This window comes from Streptomyces rubellus (genome assembly GCF_036323805.1).
Lineage (GTDB): Bacteria > Actinomycetota > Actinomycetes > Streptomycetales > Streptomycetaceae > Streptomyces.
The window spans coordinates 33,767-51,230 of record NZ_JAZDCX010000027.1 but is presented as its reverse complement, the minus strand read 5'-3'; the positions used below and the strand labels follow the sequence as shown (position 1 = coordinate 51,230).

Sequence of the window (17,464 nt, the reverse complement as noted above, 5' to 3'; positions counted from 1 at the left end):
GGGGCACCGGGGTCAGAACGTCGCGCGTATTTCCCCCACCCGCTCCCCGCCCCCGGTCAGGGGCGCGTCGGCGAGCCCGGCCGGTACCGGTACGGCCGTGCCCATCCGCTCCAGGGCGCGGGCCGTGACCGGGCCCAGCGCCCGCGCGGCGCCGTCCTCGATCTTGAACGCCAGGGCGCGGCCGTCCGGCAGCGCCACCGCCTGGACCGCCTCGGCCCCCATCTTCGCCAGCGCGCCCGGCACCCCGCGCATCAGCAGGGTGTCGGCGCGGCGGGTGCCCGCCACGTACTCGGGGTGGGCGCGCATCGCGTCCGCGACCCGGCGCTCGGGGCTGCCGGGTTCGGCCAGCACCAGGGCGCGGAAGGCGCGGGCCAGGCCGGTGAGGGAGAAGGCGAACAGCGGGGCGCCGCAGCCGTCCGTCCCGGTGTGCGCCACCGGCTCGCCCGCCGCGGCCTCGACCGTTTCGCGGACCAGCAGTTGCAGGGGGTGCCCGGGGTCGAGGCAGCCGGCGCGCGGCCAGCCGTTCGCGTCGCAGGCGGCGAGGAACGCGGTGTGCTTGCCCGAGCAGTTCATGGCGGCGCGGGACGGGCGCCCGCCGGCCGCCAGCCACCGCTCGGCCTCCGTCCGGTCCAGCGGCAGATCGGGCGGGCAGGTCAGCTCGTCCTCGGTCAGCCCGTGCTCGGCGAGCAGCTTGCGCACCAGGTCCAGGTGGAAGGGCTCGCCGGAGTGGCTGGCCGCGGCCAGCGCCAGCCGCTCCCCGGACAGTTCCGCACCGGCCCGCAGCACGGCCGCCGCCTGCAGCGGCTTGACGCACGAGCGGGGGAAGACCGGCGCCGCCACCTCGCCCAGCGACCACTCGACCGCGCCGTCCGGACCGAGCACCACCAGCGAGCCGCGGTGCCGGCTCTCGGTGAAGCCGGAGCGGACGGCCTCGGCGAGGACCGGAGGGGCCGGAGAGGCCGGGGACGCGTCGGACACGGACACGGTGGTGCTCATGGGCGGGCCTTCCCTGGGTGCGGGAGGGACGGCCGCCGCCCGGGGTCAGGGCAGCAGGTCGTCCACGTGTGCTTCGCCCTCACGGTACCTGCGGGCGATCTCCGCGCTGCACCCGTTCGCCGTGTCCTGGAGCACCTGGCGGCGGCGGGAGAGCTGCCGCTCGTACTGGCCCAGCCGCGCCATGGCGGCGTGCAGCTCGTCCTCGGTGCGGGCGGCCGGATCGGAGAGCTCCACCTCGGCGAGCACGCTCTCGGCCAGCCGCCGGTACTCCTCGCTGCGCGGGGTGCGCAGGGTCACATGGCGGGCGGACCGCGCCGGGCCGCCCGCCGGGGAGGGGCCGTCGGCGAGGATCTCCGCCAGCCGGTCGACGACCGGCGCCGCCGTGCCGCCGCGGCGGGCCAGTTCGGCGCGCAGCAGGTCGAGCCGGCCCTGGACCAGCCGCCGTACGTAGCCGGTGTCCGCCTCCTCCTGCTGCGCCTGGCGGCGCAGTTCGCGCAGCTGGGGCAGGCGCAGGCCGGTGAGTCTCGGCGGCTCGGTGTCGCGCAGCACCGCCGGGAGCGCCCCGTACGCGTCCGGCGGGCTGCCCGGCGAGGTGCCTGCTGAGGTGTCCGGCGGGCTGCCCGGCGCGGGTGCGCCGCGGGTGTCGGCGGCCGCGCGGGTCGCCGGTACGGTTCCGGGCGTCTGCCCGGTTCCGGCAGTGCTCATGGTCTTATGCCCCTCATCCCCTTCGCCGTGGACCGCGGCGGAGCACCGCGGCCCGCCGCGGATACGCCGCGCCGGCCACCGCGTGTGCCGTACGGCACACGCCGCGCGGTACGCATCGTGCCATCACGGGCACCCTGCGTGCAGCGCGGGGCACCCCTCCGGCGGGTGCCGGGCGGCCGTCCGGCGGGCGCCCGCAGGGGTGCGCCGGGGGCGCGACCGGGCGCGTGCCGCGGCCGGCCCGGGGGCGCGGCATGATGGTCCGCATGCGTGCTGTGGTGCAGAGGGTCGACGGGGCCAGGGTCGTCGTCGGGAGTGGGGACGGGGGCGGCGGGGAGACCGTCGGCGAGATCAAGGGCGAGGGGCTGTGCGTACTGGTCGGGGTGACCCATGACGACACTCCGGAGAAGGCGGACAGGCTCGCGCGCAAACTGTGGGGCCTGCGCGTGCTGGAGGGGGAGCGTTCCTGCTCGGACACCGGGGCGCCGCTGCTGGTGGTGAGCCAGTTCACTCTCTACGGTGACGCCCGCAAGGGGCGCCGCCCCACCTGGCAGGCCGCCGCCCCCGGGCCGGTCGCCGAGCCGCTGGTGGACGAGGTGTGCGCCCGGCTGCGGGCGCTGGGCGCCCGGGTGGAGACGGGCCGGTTCGGGGCGAGGATGGCGGTCTCGCTCACGAACGACGGCCCGTTCACGGTGCTGCTGGAGGTGTGACCCGGCTGCCCGCACGGGGGAGGCGACGGGCAGCCGGGCGTTCGTCGGGGCGGCTCCGGGCGAGGACCGGGACGGCCGGGGGAGCCGCCGGGGCGGTCACTTCACCGAGCCGGCCATCACGCCCTGCACGAAGTGCTTCTGGAAGGCGAAGAACACCACCAGCGGCACGGCCAGGGAGAGGAAGGCGCCGGGCGCCAGGATCTCGATGTTGCTGCCGAACTGCCGCATCTCCGACTGGAGCGCGACGGTCAGCGGCTGCGAGTCGCTGTCCGCGAAGATCAGCGCGACCAGCATGTCGTTCCAGACCCACAGGAACTGGAAGATCGCCAGGCTCGCGATCGCGGGCCGCCCCACCGGCAGGACGAGCCGCGTGAAGATCCGCCACTCCCCGCCGCCGTCCATCCGCGCGGCCTCCAGCATCTCGCGGGGGATCTCCGCGAAGTAGTTGCGCAGCAGGAAGATCGCGAACGGCAGGCCGTAGGCGATGTGGAACAGCACCACCCCGGGGATCGTGCCGAACAGCCCCAGCGCGCCGAACATCTTCGCCACCGGCAGCAGCCCGACCTGGACCGGCACCACCAGCAGGCCGACCACCACCAGGAAGATCCAGTCGCGGCCGGGGAACTCCAGCCAGGCGAACGCGTAGCCCGCCAGGGCCGCGATCACCACCACCGAGACGGTGGTGGGCACCGAGATCAGCACGGTGTTCCAGAAGGCCTCGGTGATGCCGGAGTTCTCCAGCAGCGCCGTGTAGTTGTCGACGGACAGCCCGCCCGGCTCGGCCAGCGCCTCCCACCAGCCGCCGGTGGCGTTGTCCTCCTCCGAGCGCAGCGAGGACAGGAACAGGCCGAGCGCGGGGGTGATCCAGACCAGCGCGGTCACGACGAGGAACACCTGGACCGCGGTCCGGCCCAGCAGGGCCGTGAGCCGGCCGGCGGCCCCCCGCCGGGCGGGGGCGGGGAGCCCGGCGGGGGGCGGGGACCCGGCGACCGCCGCCGCGGACGCCGGGGGCTGTGCGGCCGGTGCCTTCCCGGAGTTCCCGGAGTTCCCGGAGTTCTCGGGGTGCTCCGGGTTCTCCGGCCTCTCCTGGACGGTGCCGTGAGCGGTCATCGGCTGCTCCTGCGGAAGCGTCGGATGTTGAAGATCATGGCCGGAACCACCAGGAGCAGCAGCAGGACGCCGATGGCGCTGCCCAGGCCCTGGTTGTTGCCGCCGCCGAAGGAGACCAGCCACATCTGCATGGCCAGCACGTTGGCGTCCTCGAGCACCGGTCCGGGAGCGATGATGTAGACGAGGTCGAAGACCTTCAGCACATTGATCACCAGGGTCACGAAGACCACGGTCAGCACGGGCGCGAGCAGCGGCACGGTGATCCGCCGGAAGATCTGCCACTCGTTCGCGCCGTCCATCCGGGCGGCCTCCAGCACGTCCCGGGGCATCGCGGCCAGCCCGGCGCCGATGAGGACCATCGAGAAGCCCGTCCAGATCCACAGGTAGGCGCCGATGATCGCCGGGGTGACCAGGGCCGGGCCCAGCCAGGAGACACCGCCGTAGGGCTCGGCGAAGTTGGCCGCGGGCAGCTTCAGGGAGTACGCCCCGCTCCCCGACAGCCCGGTGATGCGGAACGAGCCGTCGGCCGCGGTGGTGGCCTTCCCCGCCACCGCGCCGTCGCGCACCGCCTCGACCGTCATGCCGGGCAGGCCGCGCTCGCCGGAGTCGATCCGGCCCGCCTCGCCGCCCCCGCCGGGGGTGAAGTCCAGGTAGACGGTGCCGGCCAGGACCCCGTCCCCGGCCCCCGGGGCGGTCGCGGCGGGCTCCGCGCCGGCCGGCACCTCCTTCGGCGGGACGCCGACCACGCCCAGGGAGACGGTGCGGCCGCCCGGGGACAGGTCCGCGGCCGTGGCGTACGAGCCGTCCGCCGCCTCGGTGACCCCGCTCTCCTCCCGGACGCGGGCGCCGGGGTAGGGGGGCTCGTCGGCGAAGGTGCCGTGGACGCCGGTGACGACGGCGTTCAGGACGCCGCGCTCGGGGTCCTGCTCGTAGGCGATGCGGAAGATGATGCCCGCGGCGAGGAAGGAGATCGCCATCGGCATGAACATCAGCAGCTTGAACGCGGTGGCCCAGCGCACCTTCTCGGTGAGCACGGCCAGGATCAGCCCGAGGCCGGTCAGCAACGCCGGGGCGACCACGACCCAGATCGCGGTGTTGCGGACCGCCTTGAGGGTGGCCGGGTCGCGGAACATCTCGACGTAGTTCCCGGCGCCCACGAACCGGGTGCCGGAGGCGTCGAAGAGGCTGCGGCCGACGGAGAACAGGATCGGGTACGCGACCAGCGCGCCGAGCAGCAGCAGGGCGGGCAGCAGGAACAGCGCGGCGCTCAGCTGCCGGCGCCGCCGGGCGCTCCGCCGGAGCGCCGCGGCCCGGTCGTCGGGCGCGGGGGCCCCGGCCGGGGAGCCTTCCCGGGCTGCCCGGCCGTCACCGGCCGAGGCGGGCGGTACGGGGACCGCCGCGGGGGGAGAGGAGGTCATGGCCGATTCCCCCTCAGCCCCGCTGCCAGGCCTTGGCCGCGGCGGCCTCCAGCTTCTCCGCGGTGCCCGCCGGGTCGGAGGGATCGCGCAGGAAGTCCTGGAGGAGCTTCCACTCGCCGGCGCCCTGGGTGCCGCCGAAGGCCGCCGGGGCCTGGTCGGACATGTCGAACCGCACGTCGTCACCGGCCGCCACCAGGGACTCGGCGGTCTGCCGGGTGGTCTCGTCCTGGTAGGCGTTCAGGTCCAGGGACTCGTTGGGGGAGAGGAAGCCGCCCGCCTCGGCCCACACCTCGGCCGCCTCGGGGGTGGCCAGGAACTCCACGAACGCCATGCCCGCCTCGGTGTTCTCACCCTTCCTGAGCACCACCGCGGCGTCCCCGCCGCCGACCACCGGCGGCTCGCCGCCGTCCACGGCCGGGAAGGGGAAGAACTTCGCGTCCTCGCCGACCTTCTTGTTGAACTGGCCGGAGATCAGGCCCGCCACGAAGTCGCCCTCGTAGACCATGCCCGCCTTCGGCTCGTTGCCGAAGACCCGCTCGACGGACTCGGGGAAGTCGGTGCGCAGCGCCCCGGTGCCGCCGCCCTCCACCAGTTCGTCGTCACCGAAGAGCTCGCCGAGGGTGGTGAGGGCCTCGACGACGGACGGGTGGGTCCAGGGGATCTCGTGGTGGGCGAGTTTGTCGTACATCCCGGGGCCGGCCTGGGAGAGGTAGATGTTCTCGAACCAGTCGGTGAGCGGCCAGCCGGCCTCGCCGGCGACGGAGAAGGCCGCCAGGCCGGAGTCGGAGAGGGTGCGGCCCGCCGTCAGCAACTGGTCGTAGGTCTCGGGCGGGTTGACGCCGGCCTGCTCGAACGCCTCCGGGCTGTACCAGACGGTCGACTTGTGGGACGCCTTGAAGTACAGGCCGTAGAAGACCCCGTCGACGGTGCCGTAGTCCTTCCACACCGGGGCGAAGTGGTTGTCGGCGAGCTGGTCGGCGTCCCTGGACAGCGGCTTGAGCCAGCCCTTGTCGGCGAACTGCCGGAGCACGCCGACCTGCGGGACCATCACCACGTCGGGTGCGTTGCCGCCCTCGATCTTGCTGCCGATGACGGTGGAGACGTTGTCGCCGGTGGAGACGAACTTCGTCTCGGCGCCGGTCTTCTCGGTGAAGGCGGCCATGACCTTCTTGAAGTTCTCCTGCTCGACGCCGGTCCACACGCCGGCGACCGTGACCGTCTGGCCCTTGAGCTCCTGGCCCGAGGGGTCGGCGGCGCTGTCGCCGCCGCAGGCCGTCGCGGTGAGGGCGAGGACGAGCGAGGCGGCTCCGGCCACCGTGCCGCGCCGGGCGGCGGCGCCCCTCGTGCGCCCGGTGCGTCCGCCGCTCCCCGCACTCCTCGTACTTTCGGTACGCCCTGTACATTCGGTGGTCATGGCTCTCCCCTTCGAGGCCGGGGCCGCGCAGCGGCCGGACGGTGCGGTGCGTGACGTGCGGTGTTCGCGGTAAGGGTCAGCGGGGGCCGGGCGGGGTGTCGGTGACCCACCAGGCCGCGGTGGAACCGGGCAGCGTCCCGTCCGGGCACGGGCCACTGGCCAGCAGCGGGGTGCCGGGCGCCGGGGCGGGTACGGCGGCGGTGCCGAAGTTGACGGCGCAGACCAGCCCTTCGCCGCGCTCGAAGGCCAGCACACCGGGCGGGGCGTCCAGCCAGCGCAGCGTCCCCTCGCCGAGCTGGGGCAGCCCGCGGCGGAGCTGGAGCCCGTCGCGGTACAGGTGCCAGAACGACCGGGTGTCGGCCAGCGCCCGCTCGGTGGCGTGCTCGGCGAACCAGTCGGGCTGCGGCAGCCACGGCCGGGCCTGCCCGGCGTCCGGGGTGAAGCCGAACGGTGAGGCCTGGCCCGACCAGGGCAGCGGCACGCGGCAGCCGTCGCGGATGCGGCTGCGGCTGCCGGTCCGGCGGAAGATGGGATCGGTGAGGACCTCGTCGGGCAGGTCGACCACCTCGGGCAGGCCCAGCTCCTCGCCCTGGTAGACGTAGGCGGCGCCGGGCAGGGCGAGCATCAGCAGCGCGGCGGCCCGCGCCCGGGCGGTGCCCAGGTGGGGGTTCGCGTTCTCCCCGTCGCTCGCGTACCGCGTGACGGTGCGGACCTGGTCGTGGTTGTTGAGCACCCAGGTGACGGTGGAGCCGGTGCCCGCGATGTCGGTCAGGGCCGCGTCGATGATCTCGCGGAACGCTGCCGCGTCCCAGGGGGCGCCCAGCAGGTGGAAGAAGAACGCCTGGTGCAGCTCGTCGGGCCGGACGTACTTCGCGTGCTCGCGGGCGGTGGGCACCGACACCTCGCCGACCAGCAGCCGGTCCTGGCCGTCCCGGGCGGCGTACTCGTCGCACAGCGCCCGCCAGCGGCGCCACACGCCGTGCACCTCGGGCTGGTTCCAGGCCAGTGGGTTGACCGAGTCGCGGGTGCGCTCGTCGGCTTCGGGATCGGGGGAGTCGGGCAGTCCGGGGTGCTTGAACAGCCCGGCGGCGACGTCGACGCGGAAGCCGTCCACGCCCCGGTCCAGCCAGAAGCGCAGCACGTCGTCGAAGTGCTCGGCGACGGCCGGCTCGCGCCAGTTGAGGTCGGGCTGCTCGGGCGTGAACAGGTGCAGGTACCACTGGCCGGGCTCGCCGTCCGGCTCGGTGACGCGGGACCAGGCCGGGCCGCCGAACATGGCGCGCCAGTTGTTGGGCGGCAGCTCCCCGTGCGCGCCGCGTCCGTCGGCGAAGTGGAAGCGGGCCCGGTGCGGGCCTCCCGGTCCCTCCGCCAGCGCGGCGCGGAACCAGGGGTGTTCGCTGGAGCAGTGGTTGGGGACGATGTCGACGATCACCCGCAGGCCCAGCCGGTGGGCGGCGGCCACCAGCCGGTCGAACTCGCCGAGGTCGCCGTAGACCGGGTCCACGTCGCGGTAGTCGGCCACGTCGTAGCCGTGGTCGTGCTGCGGGGAGGGGTAGAAGGGGGTGAGCCAGATGCCGTCCACGCCCAGCTTCTTCAGGTACGGCAGCCCGGCGCGGACCCCGGCCAGATCGCCGATGCCGTCCCCGGTGCTGTCCAGGAAGCTGCGTACGTAGACCTGGTAGACGACCGCGTCCCGCCACCAGCTCCGGGCCGGGCCGGGTACGGCGCCGGCCCGGGAGGAGACGGGCGGGGTCCCCTTCTCGACCGTGGCAGTGAGCATCCGCGCTGATCCCGTTTCCTGTTTCGAGTGAAGGGCACACACAGCTGTGTGAGCCGCCGTTATGCATTCATGTTAAGTAGCGGCGACAGTGAGGTGTCAACGAGTGGTCAGAAAGCTGCCCTGCTATGCCCTGGGATGTCCGCGCGCAAGGGCAGCAGGAAGCTCTTCCGGTACCTAACATGTAAGTAGAAGCAGGAGGGAAACGCCGTTCCCCGCGCCCGGTCTGAGGCCGGGTCAGCCGCCGCGGGCGACCGCCCGCAGCTCCCGCGCCAGCCGCGCCACCGCCGCCTCCGGCGTCTGACGCCCCGCCATCGCGTCGTGCACCACGGCCTGCACCACCAGGCTCACCTGGTCGTAGCGCGGGCTCTTGGGCCGCGGTTCGGCCGCCAGCACACTCTCCCGCAGCGTCGGCAGATAGGGGAAGGCGCGCACCAGCCCCGGATCCGAGTACAGCTCCGCCCGCACCGGCGGCAGCGCCCCCTCGGTGAGCACCCGGCGCTGCACCCGCTCACCGGTGAGGTACGCGATCAGGTCGGCCGCCGTCTCCGGGTGCCGGGAGCGGGCGCTGACCGCCAGGTTGGAGCCGCCCAGCACACTGACGCCCGGACCGTCCGGCCCCGGCAGCGGCACCGCCCCGAACCGCCCGGCGACCTCCGAATCCGGGCCGTTCGCCAGGGAGTGCACATACGGCCAGTTGCGCAGGAACAGCAGCCGCCCCTCCTGGAACGCCCGCCGCGACTCCTCCTCCTTCCAGCCCAGCGACTCCTCCGGTATCCAGCCCTCCCGCACCCCCTCGGTGAGGAAGCGCAGCCCTGCGCGGGCCGCGTCGCTGTCCACGGTCACCGTCGCGCCCTCGTCGCCGAGGAAGGAGCCGCCGGCCGAGCGCACCGCCTCGGTGGCGTTGGCCGTCAGCCCCTCGTACGGCAGGAACTGCCCGGCGTAGCCGTCCAGCCCGTGCTCCGGCGCGACCTCCTTCGCCAGCCGGGCCAGCTCCGCCCAGGTGCGCGGGGGCTCCTCGCCCGCCGCCGCCAGCACGTCCGAGCGGTAGTACAGCAGCCCGGCGTTGGTGACGTACGGCACCGCGTACAGCCGCCCGCCGAAGGTGGTGGTGTCCACCACCGGCGGCAGGAACGTCCCCAGCGGGAAGCGGTCCGGGTCGACGGGCGCGATCCAGCCCGCCGCCGCGAACTCCGACGTCCAGGTCACGTCGATGTTGAGCACGTCGAAGCGGTCGCTGCCGGCGCGCAGGGCGGTGACCAGCTGGGCCCGGGTCTCGTCCGCCGAGTCCGGCAGCTCCACCAGGGTGGCCCGCTCGCCGGGGTGCGCGCGGTTCCAGTCGTCGAGCACCGGGCCGAGGTACTCGGTCAGATCCCCGGCCGTCACCAGGGTGACCGGCCCGCGCCCGCCGTCGTGCGCGTCCGGCCGCGCCGCCGGGGAACCCGTCCCCGCGTGGCCCGCCAGGACGACGGCGGCCGCCAGGAACCACCTGCCCGCGGCCCTCGTCCACCGCATAGGTTCCTCCCCGTGCACCGGTCCCGCCGTCGGGCGCCGAACGGCCCGTACCCACCCGTTGGGCATGGGCGATACTAGACGCCGACCAAACGCCGGCCGACCCGTCGGCATCCAGAAGCGGAACCGGAACCGGAACGAACGGGGAGGAAGGAGAGGGTGCGTGCGTCTGCCGCTCCTGGCCCTCCTCGCGGCCGGTCCCGCCCACGGATACGAGCTGAAGCAGGCCCTCGAGAAGCTCCTGGGCGCCGCCTACCCCCAGCCGAACGTCGGCCAGATCTACGTCACCCTGGGCCGTCTGGAGAAGGCCGGCCTGATCGAGGGCGAGGACGTCACCCAGTCCGCCCGGCCCAACAAGCGGATCTACCGGCTCACCGAGGCGGGCCGCGAGGCGGTGCTGGCCTGGTTCGAGGAGCCGACCGACGAGCCCCGGGTGCGCGACGAGTTCTTCATGAAGCTCGCCCTCGCCCCGCGGACCGGCCTGGCCGACCAGCTCACCCTGATCAACAAGCAGCGCCGCCAGTACCTCAACACCATGCGCGCCCTGTCGAGGCTGGCCGCCGCGGAGGACCGGGACAACCGGGTGGCGCAGCTGCTGATCGAGGGCGCGATACTGCACCTCCAGGCCGACCTCGACTGGCTGGAACGCTGTCAGGAGGAGTTGGATTGACCCGCACCGCCCGCCCCGCCGAGCCCGCCGACCCCGCCGGGCCGCCGTCCGGCACCGACGCGCCGGAGCCCGGCGCGCCCCCCATCGTCCGCGCCGAGGGCCTGGTCAAGACCCACCACGGCGAGGGCGCCCCGGTGACGGCCGTACGGGGCGTGGACCTGACCGTGGAGCGCGGCGAGTTCGTCGCCGTCACCGGCCCCTCCGGCGCGGGCAAGTCCACCCTGCTGCACCTGCTCGGCGGCCTCCAGAAACCCGACAGCGGACGCATCTGGTTCGACGGCACCTGTCTGGACCCCTACGGCGAGGCCCGCTGGGCGGTGCTGCGCCGCCGCCGCATCGGCATCGTCTTCCAGTTCTTCAACCTCGTCTCCAACCTCACCGTCGCCGACAACGTCGAACTCCCCGCCCTGCTGGCCGGCCGCGGCCCGAAGCGGGCCCGCGCCGACCGCGCCGAACTCCTCGCCGAACTCGGCCTGACCGGCAAGGAGCGCAGCATGCCCGGCGAGCTGTCCGGCGGCGAGCAGCAGCGCGTCGCCCTGGCCCGCGCCCTGGTCAACCAACCCGACCTGCTGCTGGCCGACGAACCCGCCGGCAGCCTGGACAGCCGGGGCACCCGCGAGGTGCTGCGGCTGCTCTCCCGCTTCCACGCCCGCGGCCAGACGATCCTGCTGGTCACCCATGACGCCCGGATGGCCAGCGCCGCCGACCGGGTGATCAGCTTCTTCGACGGCCGGATAGCCGACGACGCCGCCCTGGACCCGGGCCCGGGCGCCCCCGGCGCCCCGGACACCGCCGACCGCCCCGGGCGGCGCGGCGACGGCGTGGCCGGCGTACTGGAACTCAGGGACTGAGGACACGTGCGCGCCACTCTGCGCTGGGCCCACGCCGACCTGCGGGCACACCGCGGCGAGGCGCTGCTCACCGTCCTGGCCACGGTCGGGATCACCGCCTCCCTGCTGCTCGCCGGGGCGCTGTTCTCCTACGCCGCCGACCCCTGGCAGCGGACCTTCACCCAGTCCGAGGGCGCCCATGTGTGGCTGCACACCCGGGCCGGCGCCGAGACGGACCGGCTCACCGCCCTGGACGGCGTGGAGGGCGTCTCCGGCCCCTTCCGCACCGTCCGCGCCACCGTCGGACTGGGCGGCGCCCGGGCGGGCGCCGAACTGCGGGCCACCGGCCCCGAACCCCCGGAGATCAGCCGCCCGCGGCTCACCTCGGGCCGCTGGACACGCGCCGGAGCCGGGGACGAGATCGTCCTGGAGTCCTCCCTGGCCCGGGCCCTGTGGGCGGAGACCGGCGACACGCTCACCGTCGGCGGTACGGGCACGGGCACGGGCAGCGGCGCCGTGCCGCGCACCCTGCGCGTGGTGGGCGTCGCCGACACCGCCGAACCCCGCTACACCCCCGGCGAGACCCCCGGCACCGGCTGGCTCTCCCCCCGCGCCCTGCGCGCCCTCGCGCCCGCGCCCGACCGCACCGGCCAGACCGTCGGCCTCCGGCTGGCCGACCCCGGCGACACCGACTACACCGTCCAGCGGGCGGTCACCCTCCTCGGCGCCGACCAGATCACCCAGGTGACCCGCTGGCAGCAGGCCCGCGCCGACGCCGAGAGCGACAACCGGCTCCTCGGCCTGCTCCTCGGCCTGTTCGGGCTCGGGGCGCTGCTCGCCGCCGCGCTGGCGGTCTCCGCCGCGGTCTCCGCCCGCGTCCGCGGCCAGCTGCGGGACATCGCCGTGCTCAAGGCCGTCGGCTTCACCCCCGCCCAGGTGGTACGGGCCTTCCTCGTCCAGCACCTGGGCTTCGCCCTGCTCGGCGTCGCCTGCGGCGCGGCCGTCACCGAGCTGCTGGGCCCGTACGTGCCCGGCCGCATCGGGGAGGCCGTCCAGGTGTGGCGGCAACTGCCCGGCCACACCTGGACGGTGCTGCGCACCACCGGCGCCGCGGTGCTGTTCATCGCCGCCGTCACCTCGCTCGCCGCCTGGCGCGCGGGCCGGGTGCCGCCGGTCCCGGTGGCGCGTACGGCCGCGCCGCGCGGCCTGGGCGCGCTCACCGCCGTGGAACGGCGCCTGCTGGGCGTCCGCCGGCTGCCGACCGCCCTGGTGCTGGGCTGGCGCGGCGCCTTCGCCGGCCGGGCCCGCTTCCTGGCCGACGTGGCACGGCTGGCCGTACCGCTGCTGATGGTCACCGTCGCGCTGGGCACCTGGGCCACCCTGGACCGCTTCGAGAGCCACCCCGGGGAGGTCGGTCTGCCCGCCGCGCTCACCGTGCGCGACACCACCCCCGGCACCCCCGGCACCCCCGGCACCTCAGCCGACTCCGGCGCCGGTCTCGCACCCGAACTGCGCGGACTGCTGGCCGGCCACCCCGACGTCACCGCCGTCCACCCCGGCGCGGAGGTCGAGGCCCTGGTCCCCGGGCAGACCGGCACCATCACCCTGCGCGGCCTGGGCACCGACGCCGACCCCTACCCGTTCGCCCTCGCCGAGGGCCGCGCCCCGCACGGCCCCGACGAGGCGGTCGCCGGACAGGGCCTGCTGGACCTGCTGGACGTACGCGTCGGCGACTGGGTGCGGATGACGGTCCAGGGCCGCCCGCAGATCCTCCACATCACCGGCCGCAGCATCGAACCCGACGACGGCGGCCGGATCATCGCCACCTCCCTGGACAACCTCCGCGAGAACGGCACCGCCGGACCCGGCTTCCACCAGCTCGTGCTGCGCGACGGCGCTGACGCGGCCGAGGTCGGCGCCGGGCTGACGGCCGCCTCCGGCGGGCGGCTGGAGGCCCGCGAGGTCGCCAACCCCGCCGACGGCCTCTCCGCCGTGCGCGGCGTCGTCCTCGGCCTGGTGCTGGTGCTCGCCCTGATCGGCCTCGCCGAACTGTCCACCGTCATCGGCGCCCGGGTCCGCGACCGCCGCCGCGACCTGCTGGCCCTCAAGGCCGCCGGCCTGACGCACCGCCAGATCGCGGGCGTGGTCGTGGCGTCCACCGGCTTCACCGCCCTGGCCGCCGCCCTGCTCGGCACGGCGGTGGGCGTCCCCGCCGCGAACTGGCTGATCGACGCCCAGGGCCGGGCCGGCGGCGTCGGCGCGGGCATCGCCGCGCCCCCGCACCCGGGCGCCCTGGCCCTGGTGGCGGTGGCGGCCGTGCTGGGCGCGGTCGCCGTCTCCGTCCTCCCGGCCGCCCGGCTGGCCCGCCGCCGCATCGCGGACACCCTCAGCGAGACGTTGTGAGGGCGCCCGGCCGTCCGGGCAGGGGCGGCGCAGCCGGGTGCCGGGACCGGCCCGCGGTCAGGAGTTCCCCCGCAGCCGCCGGAAGCGCTCCACGGTCTCCTCCTCTTCCTCCGCCCTCGCCTTGCCCTTCTCCCCCTCCCCTTCCTCTCCCCGGGCCTCCTTCCGCCTCTTCTCCTGGTGGTACTCGACCGCCGGGATGCCCCGCAGGTCGTCCACGCCCGGGAACTCCTCGCCCTGCCGGAACGGCGTGCCGTACACCTGCATGTCCTCCCCCGGGCCCGGGTGCATGCCGGTGTGGGAGCTGCCCAGCTCCATGAGGTAGCGGCCCTCCGCCGAGGGGCGGCGGCGGTCCCGGGTGACGGCCTGGGCGGCGTAGGTGTTCAGGGTGGCGGCCCGCTGGAACAGGTTGTTCGCGGGGATGGCCGTGGCCGGCCGCCGGGCCGGGCGGCCGTCCAGCCCCTTCACCCGCATGCCCTGCGCCTTGGCGGCCGTCAGCAGCGCCCCCAGACCGTTCGTGCCGAGGCTCATGCTGCTGTCGTAGCGGGTGACGAAGGCCTGGAGTTCCGGGGGCATCGGCCCGCCGCCCAGGAACGCGTCGACATGGGCCTGGTAACTGTCCTCCCGGATGCTCTCCAGGTAGACGGTGTTCACACCGGCGGCCTTGATCTCCGCCATGTTGGTGGTGAGGAACCTCCAGATCTCCGCCCCGCTGTGACTGGCCACGCCGATGGCCACGCCCTCGTAGTCCGCCAGCAGCGCGCGCAGGCCGCCCATCGCGCTCTGGGAACCGGCCAGCTTCGCGTCCACGTCCGCATGGCGCTCCCGGCGGTCCTCCTCGGTCTCCGTGTACGCGTCGCGGGCGGCCCGCGCGGCCTGGCCCATCCGCTGGTCGCGGGCGTCCTGTCCGGCCCAGTAGCCGGCCGTGGCCGGATCGTTGCGCCCGAGGCCCTCCACCACGCCGGAGCGGCCCGCCGTCCACGGCACGCCCGGGGTCAGCCGGCTGAGGCCGCCCAGCGTGTAGTGCAGCGCCATGTCCTGTTCCTGGAGGGTCTGCGGGTCCTCGTCGAGCTCCAGACGCTCCTTGTGGGCGCTGTTCCGGACCTCCGCCGGCAGGGAGTTCCACTCGGCCGCGGTCAGCTTGTTGGGGGTACGGCCCTCCTTGCGAGACTTGCGGGGTCCGCGCACCCGGGTGGAGGGTCCCGGCGGATTCCGGCCCAGCTCCTCGTCGTCGTCCATGCGCTGGACCACGGGCGGGCCGGCGGGCGCCTCCGTCGAACGCCGGACGGAAGCCTCCTGGCCGTGGCCGGCCCCGTGCTCGTCCCGCTGCTCCGCCACCATCCGCGACACCGCCGCGTTCCCGGCCTGGCTCTGGAGCGCCAGCACGGCGTCCGCGGCGGTCCCGCCGCCGGGGGCCGGCGCCTGCCGCCCGGCCGCCTCACCGGCCCGGCGCCGCCGCTCGTCCTCGCTCCCGTTCTCGTGCCGGGGCCGATGTGCACGCATGCGCGCCTCCTCCGCAGGGCCGTCCAGCCAGTGGAAGCCACCGCCCGGCCCGGTGGAACGGCCGTCGGGGCACCCGATGGCGCAGTGCCCCTGCCCCGCGCGTCCCCGCCCGTCACGTCCCTGTCGCGCCCGGTCCCCGTCCCGCCCGGGAGGGGAACGGGGACCGGTCGCGGGGACGCGTACGGCTCAGCTGTGGAAGGCGATGTACCCGTTGCCGTCGCGGTCGGAGCCGCTCTTGGTGTACGAGTGGGCGTCCGCACGGCTGCCGGTCGGCTTGACCAGGTAGATCGTGTCGCGGTCGTTGTTCCACAGGAAGTTGCAGTTGTCGCGGTAGACGACGTTCTTCGCGTCGGAGTCGGTGCCGTGGCCGCCGCGCAGCCGGACGTAGTCGCCGGGCTGGAGGTAGTGGTTCGCCCGGAAGACGAAGCGGTTCCCGGCGGCGTCCTTGACCAGGTAGCCCCGGAGGTTCACGGTCTTCGTCCGCGAGTAGTTCTTCACCGTCAGGTACTCCTGGTGTGTGTTGCCGGAGGAGCAGCTGTTGCTGTCCCGGCCGGGCGCGTCGTACTGGACACCGCGGACCTTCAGCGCCGAGACGTACTCGGCGGCCTGGGCCGGCGGAGCGACCAGGAAGCCCAGCACGCCGACGGTGGCGGCGGAGGTGACGGCTATGACGGAGCGCTTGCGCACGGTGAATCCCCCCACAGGATCTCGAACTGGTGCTGCGGGTACATGACTCACGACACCCCGTGATGGTTGCACGGCGAACGACATCGGTTCACCGCCCGTTCACCGGCGCCCCGGCGCCGTCCTTACCCCTCGCCCCGCCGGTACGCCCGGAAGCTCTCCAGCAGCTCCTGGTCCTTCCCGTCACTGAGGGAGGCGGGGACGATGCCGCGGAAGACGCCGTCCTCGCCGGCGCTCTCGGCGAACTCGTCGAAGTCCGTGTTGGCGAGGGAGAGGTTGACCACGACACTGCGGAGCCCGGTCAGGCCGACCCGGAAGCGCTGCCCGTACTCGTCCCCTTCCCCCTCGTCCCCTTCGTCCTCCTCGAAATCCCGGAAGGTGTCGACGGCGAGGAGCGGAGCGTCGTCCTCGTGCGACAGGGTGACGCGGTCGGCGACGAGGATGAACGTCTCCTCCTCGCTGACCAGTTCCAGCAACTCCTCGACGGTGGCGCCCTCATAGGCGCGGTCGTCCACGAAGCACGGTTCGGTCACCTCGGCCAGCCCTTCCCGGCACGTCCTCCTGAGGGCTTCCCACCCCTCCTGGTCGGAGAAGTCGGTCCGCACCAGCAGGGTGCTCTCATCGTCGAAAGGCAGCGGGTCCATGGGGGAGTCCTCCGGAACGCGACGGTGTCCGCGGCCCGCGGCCACGGCGATCACCCGGGAGGACGCACCGGCCGGGGGACCGGTTCAGTGCACCGCCACGCGGCCCGGGCACTTCGGCGGAGCCTGACTCCGCCCGCCCACCGTCGGCACCGTGTCGCTTCCGGCGGGTGGAACCGCCGCTCAGAGGTAGATCTGGCGGTCGCAGGCGCGGCAGTGGGTCTTGCCGTCGCGCTTCTCGGTCTCCAGGTGCTCGCACGCCTCGGTCCCGGCGCTGTTCTCGGTCGGCGTCTCCGGCTCGGCTTCGGTGTCGGTCAACGGGCTCTCCGGGTGGGGGGTGGCAGGCGGTACAGCCTGCGGCGGGGCAGCCGGTGGCGGCCGGGCCGCGGGCGGTCGGCGGGCGCGTCCCGGGTGTGGGACTGGGCGCGGACCATGTGGTCGAGTTCCGCGATGCAGGCGCCGCACGCGTACAGATCCCCGATGGCGCCGGGAACATGTACGGATCCGACCCACAGTACGCGCACGTCCGCGCGCCGGCAGTACAGCCAGCAGTACCCCGTCACCCAGCCGTTGGCGTCGCCCGGCTGCGCGGGGAGCGGCCACCCGTCGCGCCACGGGCGCTCGACGGCCGGGGCGAACGTCATGCCGTACCCCCGCTCCCGTGCCCGGCCCCGCCCTCGGTCCAGTCCTCGGTGGCCCGGAAGACCGCGTAGTCCGCGAAGGTCCGGCGGTAGCGCCGGTGCCCGGTCTCCCGGACGTGCTCGCGCTGCCACTTCTCGACGGGCGCGGGGTGGTGGTGCGTACCGGACTCCGCGCCGCACTCCGTCTCGTCCCCGGAGACGCAGCGGGACGCGTACTCCGGCTCGGCGGTCTCGTCCTGGCCGACGGTGAACGGCACGTACCGGAACACGCGCCGGGTCACCGCGCGGCCTCCCCGGCCTTCTTCTCGTCAACAGTCTGCCGTTCCGTAACCATATGTGGTGCTCCATCCAGGATTTCCCCGCACAAGATGTGATGTGACTACTACTGTGTGTTTCTGGTCGGCTACGAGCATGACCTGAAACGGAGCCCGGAAATCCCTGCCCGGAGCTGATGGC

17 protein-coding genes are annotated in these 17,464 nt (G+C 74.5%); 4 read left to right on the top strand and 13 right to left on the bottom strand.

All coding sequences use genetic code 11. From position 1 onward, the window contains the following. Positions 1-12: 12 nt before the first annotated feature. On the bottom strand, positions 13-996 hold the full coding sequence (locus V1L54_RS25290; RefSeq protein WP_330120437.1) for an asparaginase: 984 nt from the start codon (positions 994-996) through the stop codon (positions 13-15). A gap of 45 nt (positions 997-1,041) precedes the next feature. Further along, positions 1,042-1,701 (bottom strand): RsiG family protein, encoded by a 660-nt coding sequence (locus V1L54_RS25285; protein ID WP_330120436.1) that lies wholly within the window; start codon positions 1,699-1,701, stop codon positions 1,042-1,044. 263 nt (positions 1,702-1,964) lie between these two features. On the opposite strand from V1L54_RS25285, the gene dtd reads away from it, so the two are divergent. Further along, complete coding sequence (dtd, locus tag V1L54_RS25280; RefSeq protein WP_330120435.1) at positions 1,965-2,408, top strand: D-aminoacyl-tRNA deacylase; 444 nt, start codon at positions 1,965-1,967, stop codon at positions 2,406-2,408. A gap of 96 nt (positions 2,409-2,504) precedes the next feature. Here dtd and V1L54_RS25275 read toward each other — a convergent pair whose 3' ends face one another. The 5 genes from V1L54_RS25275 to V1L54_RS25255 all read right to left on the bottom strand — a co-directional run bounded on the left by V1L54_RS25275 (position 2,505) and on the right by V1L54_RS25255 (position 9,642). Further along, positions 2,505-3,518, bottom strand: coding sequence for a carbohydrate ABC transporter permease (locus tag V1L54_RS25275; protein WP_330120434.1), 1,014 nt, complete (start codon positions 3,516-3,518; stop codon positions 2,505-2,507). Next, positions 3,515-4,936 carry a carbohydrate ABC transporter permease gene (locus V1L54_RS25270; protein ID WP_330120433.1) on the bottom strand — a complete coding sequence of 474 codons (1,422 nt, stop codon included), beginning with the start codon at positions 4,934-4,936 and terminating at the stop codon, positions 3,515-3,517. Before V1L54_RS25270 ends, V1L54_RS25275 begins: the two co-directional genes overlap by 4 nt. Before the next feature lie 13 nt (positions 4,937-4,949). Continuing rightward, positions 4,950-6,350 (bottom strand): ABC transporter substrate-binding protein, encoded by a 1,401-nt coding sequence (locus tag V1L54_RS25265; RefSeq protein ID WP_330120432.1) that lies wholly within the window; start codon positions 6,348-6,350, stop codon positions 4,950-4,952. Positions 6,351-6,426: 76 nt separating this feature from the next. Next, on the bottom strand, positions 6,427-8,130 hold the full coding sequence (locus V1L54_RS25260; RefSeq protein ID WP_330120431.1) for a glycoside hydrolase family 13 protein: 1,704 nt from the start codon (positions 8,128-8,130) through the stop codon (positions 6,427-6,429). A 234-nt stretch (positions 8,131-8,364) separates the two neighbouring features. Beyond that, positions 8,365-9,642 (bottom strand): ABC transporter substrate-binding protein, encoded by a 1,278-nt coding sequence (locus V1L54_RS25255; protein ID WP_330120430.1) that lies wholly within the window; start codon positions 9,640-9,642, stop codon positions 8,365-8,367. A 160-nt stretch (positions 9,643-9,802) separates the two neighbouring features. On the opposite strand from V1L54_RS25255, the gene V1L54_RS25250 reads away from it, so the two are divergent. From V1L54_RS25250 to V1L54_RS25240, 3 genes are all read left to right on the top strand, one after another. Beyond that, positions 9,803-10,309 carry a PadR family transcriptional regulator gene (locus V1L54_RS25250; protein WP_330120429.1) on the top strand — a complete coding sequence of 169 codons (507 nt, stop codon included), beginning with the start codon at positions 9,803-9,805 and terminating at the stop codon, positions 10,307-10,309. 83 nt (positions 10,310-10,392) lie between these two features. Further along, entirely contained in the window at positions 10,393-11,160 is a 768-nt protein-coding gene (locus V1L54_RS25245; protein ID WP_330120480.1) for an ABC transporter ATP-binding protein, read from the top strand. A gap of 6 nt (positions 11,161-11,166) precedes the next feature. Then, positions 11,167-13,542: an FtsX-like permease family protein gene (locus V1L54_RS25240; RefSeq protein ID WP_330120428.1), complete on the top strand. Its 2,376-nt coding sequence runs from the start codon at positions 11,167-11,169 to the stop codon at positions 13,540-13,542. Positions 13,543-13,599: 57 nt separating this feature from the next. Here the strand turns inward: V1L54_RS25240 and V1L54_RS25235 are convergent, their stop codons facing one another. From V1L54_RS25235 to V1L54_RS25210, 6 genes are all read right to left on the bottom strand, one after another. Beyond that, positions 13,600-15,042: a TraB/GumN family protein gene (locus tag V1L54_RS25235; RefSeq protein WP_330120427.1), complete on the bottom strand. Its 1,443-nt coding sequence runs from the start codon at positions 15,040-15,042 to the stop codon at positions 13,600-13,602. Between the two features lie 186 nt (positions 15,043-15,228). After that, positions 15,229-15,729 (bottom strand): lamin tail domain-containing protein, encoded by a 501-nt coding sequence (locus V1L54_RS25230; RefSeq protein ID WP_330120426.1) that lies wholly within the window; start codon positions 15,727-15,729, stop codon positions 15,229-15,231. A 122-nt stretch (positions 15,730-15,851) separates the two neighbouring features. After that, a complete protein-coding gene (locus V1L54_RS25225; RefSeq protein ID WP_330120425.1) occupies positions 15,852-16,370 on the bottom strand; it encodes a DUF6924 domain-containing protein in 519 nt (172 codons plus the stop codon). Positions 16,371-16,550: 180 nt separating this feature from the next. Next, positions 16,551-16,685: a hypothetical protein gene (locus V1L54_RS25220; RefSeq protein ID WP_330120424.1), complete on the bottom strand. Its 135-nt coding sequence runs from the start codon at positions 16,683-16,685 to the stop codon at positions 16,551-16,553. Next, positions 16,682-17,011 carry a hypothetical protein gene (locus tag V1L54_RS25215; protein WP_330120423.1) on the bottom strand — a complete coding sequence of 110 codons (330 nt, stop codon included), beginning with the start codon at positions 17,009-17,011 and terminating at the stop codon, positions 16,682-16,684. The genes V1L54_RS25220 and V1L54_RS25215 overlap by 4 nt, the downstream gene beginning before the upstream one ends. Further along, positions 17,008-17,289, bottom strand: a complete 282-nt coding sequence (locus V1L54_RS25210) for a DUF7848 domain-containing protein (protein WP_330120422.1) — start codon at positions 17,287-17,289, stop codon at positions 17,008-17,010. The genes V1L54_RS25215 and V1L54_RS25210 overlap by 4 nt, the downstream gene beginning before the upstream one ends. Positions 17,290-17,464 lie beyond the last annotated feature (175 nt).

Bases quoted from the DNA above. Each gene is read 5' to 3' on its own strand.
- dtd (WP_330120435.1), top strand. From the start codon at position 1,965: ATGCGTGCTGTGGTGCAGAGGGTCGACGGGGCCAGGGTCGTCGTCGGG.
- V1L54_RS25260 (WP_330120431.1), bottom strand. From the start codon at position 8,130: ATGCTCACTGCCACGGTCGAGAAGGGGACCCCGCCCGTCTCCTCCCGG.
- V1L54_RS25215 (WP_330120423.1), bottom strand. From the start codon at position 17,011: ATGACGTTCGCCCCGGCCGTCGAGCGCCCGTGGCGCGACGGGTGGCCG.
- V1L54_RS25255 (WP_330120430.1), bottom strand. From the start codon at position 9,642: ATGCGGTGGACGAGGGCCGCGGGCAGGTGGTTCCTGGCGGCCGCCGTC.
- V1L54_RS25225 (WP_330120425.1), bottom strand. From the start codon at position 16,370: ATGGACCCGCTGCCTTTCGACGATGAGAGCACCCTGCTGGTGCGGACC.
- V1L54_RS25275 (WP_330120434.1), bottom strand. From the start codon at position 3,518: ATGACCGCTCACGGCACCGTCCAGGAGAGGCCGGAGAACCCGGAGCAC.
- V1L54_RS25265 (WP_330120432.1), bottom strand. From the start codon at position 6,350: ATGACCACCGAATGTACAGGGCGTACCGAAAGTACGAGGAGTGCGGGG.
- V1L54_RS25235 (WP_330120427.1), bottom strand. From the start codon at position 15,042: ATGCGTGCACATCGGCCCCGGCACGAGAACGGGAGCGAGGACGAGCGG.
- V1L54_RS25290 (WP_330120437.1), bottom strand. From the start codon at position 996: ATGAGCACCACCGTGTCCGTGTCCGACGCGTCCCCGGCCTCTCCGGCC.
- V1L54_RS25285 (WP_330120436.1), bottom strand. From the start codon at position 1,701: ATGAGCACTGCCGGAACCGGGCAGACGCCCGGAACCGTACCGGCGACC.
- V1L54_RS25270 (WP_330120433.1), bottom strand. From the start codon at position 4,936: ATGACCTCCTCTCCCCCCGCGGCGGTCCCCGTACCGCCCGCCTCGGCC.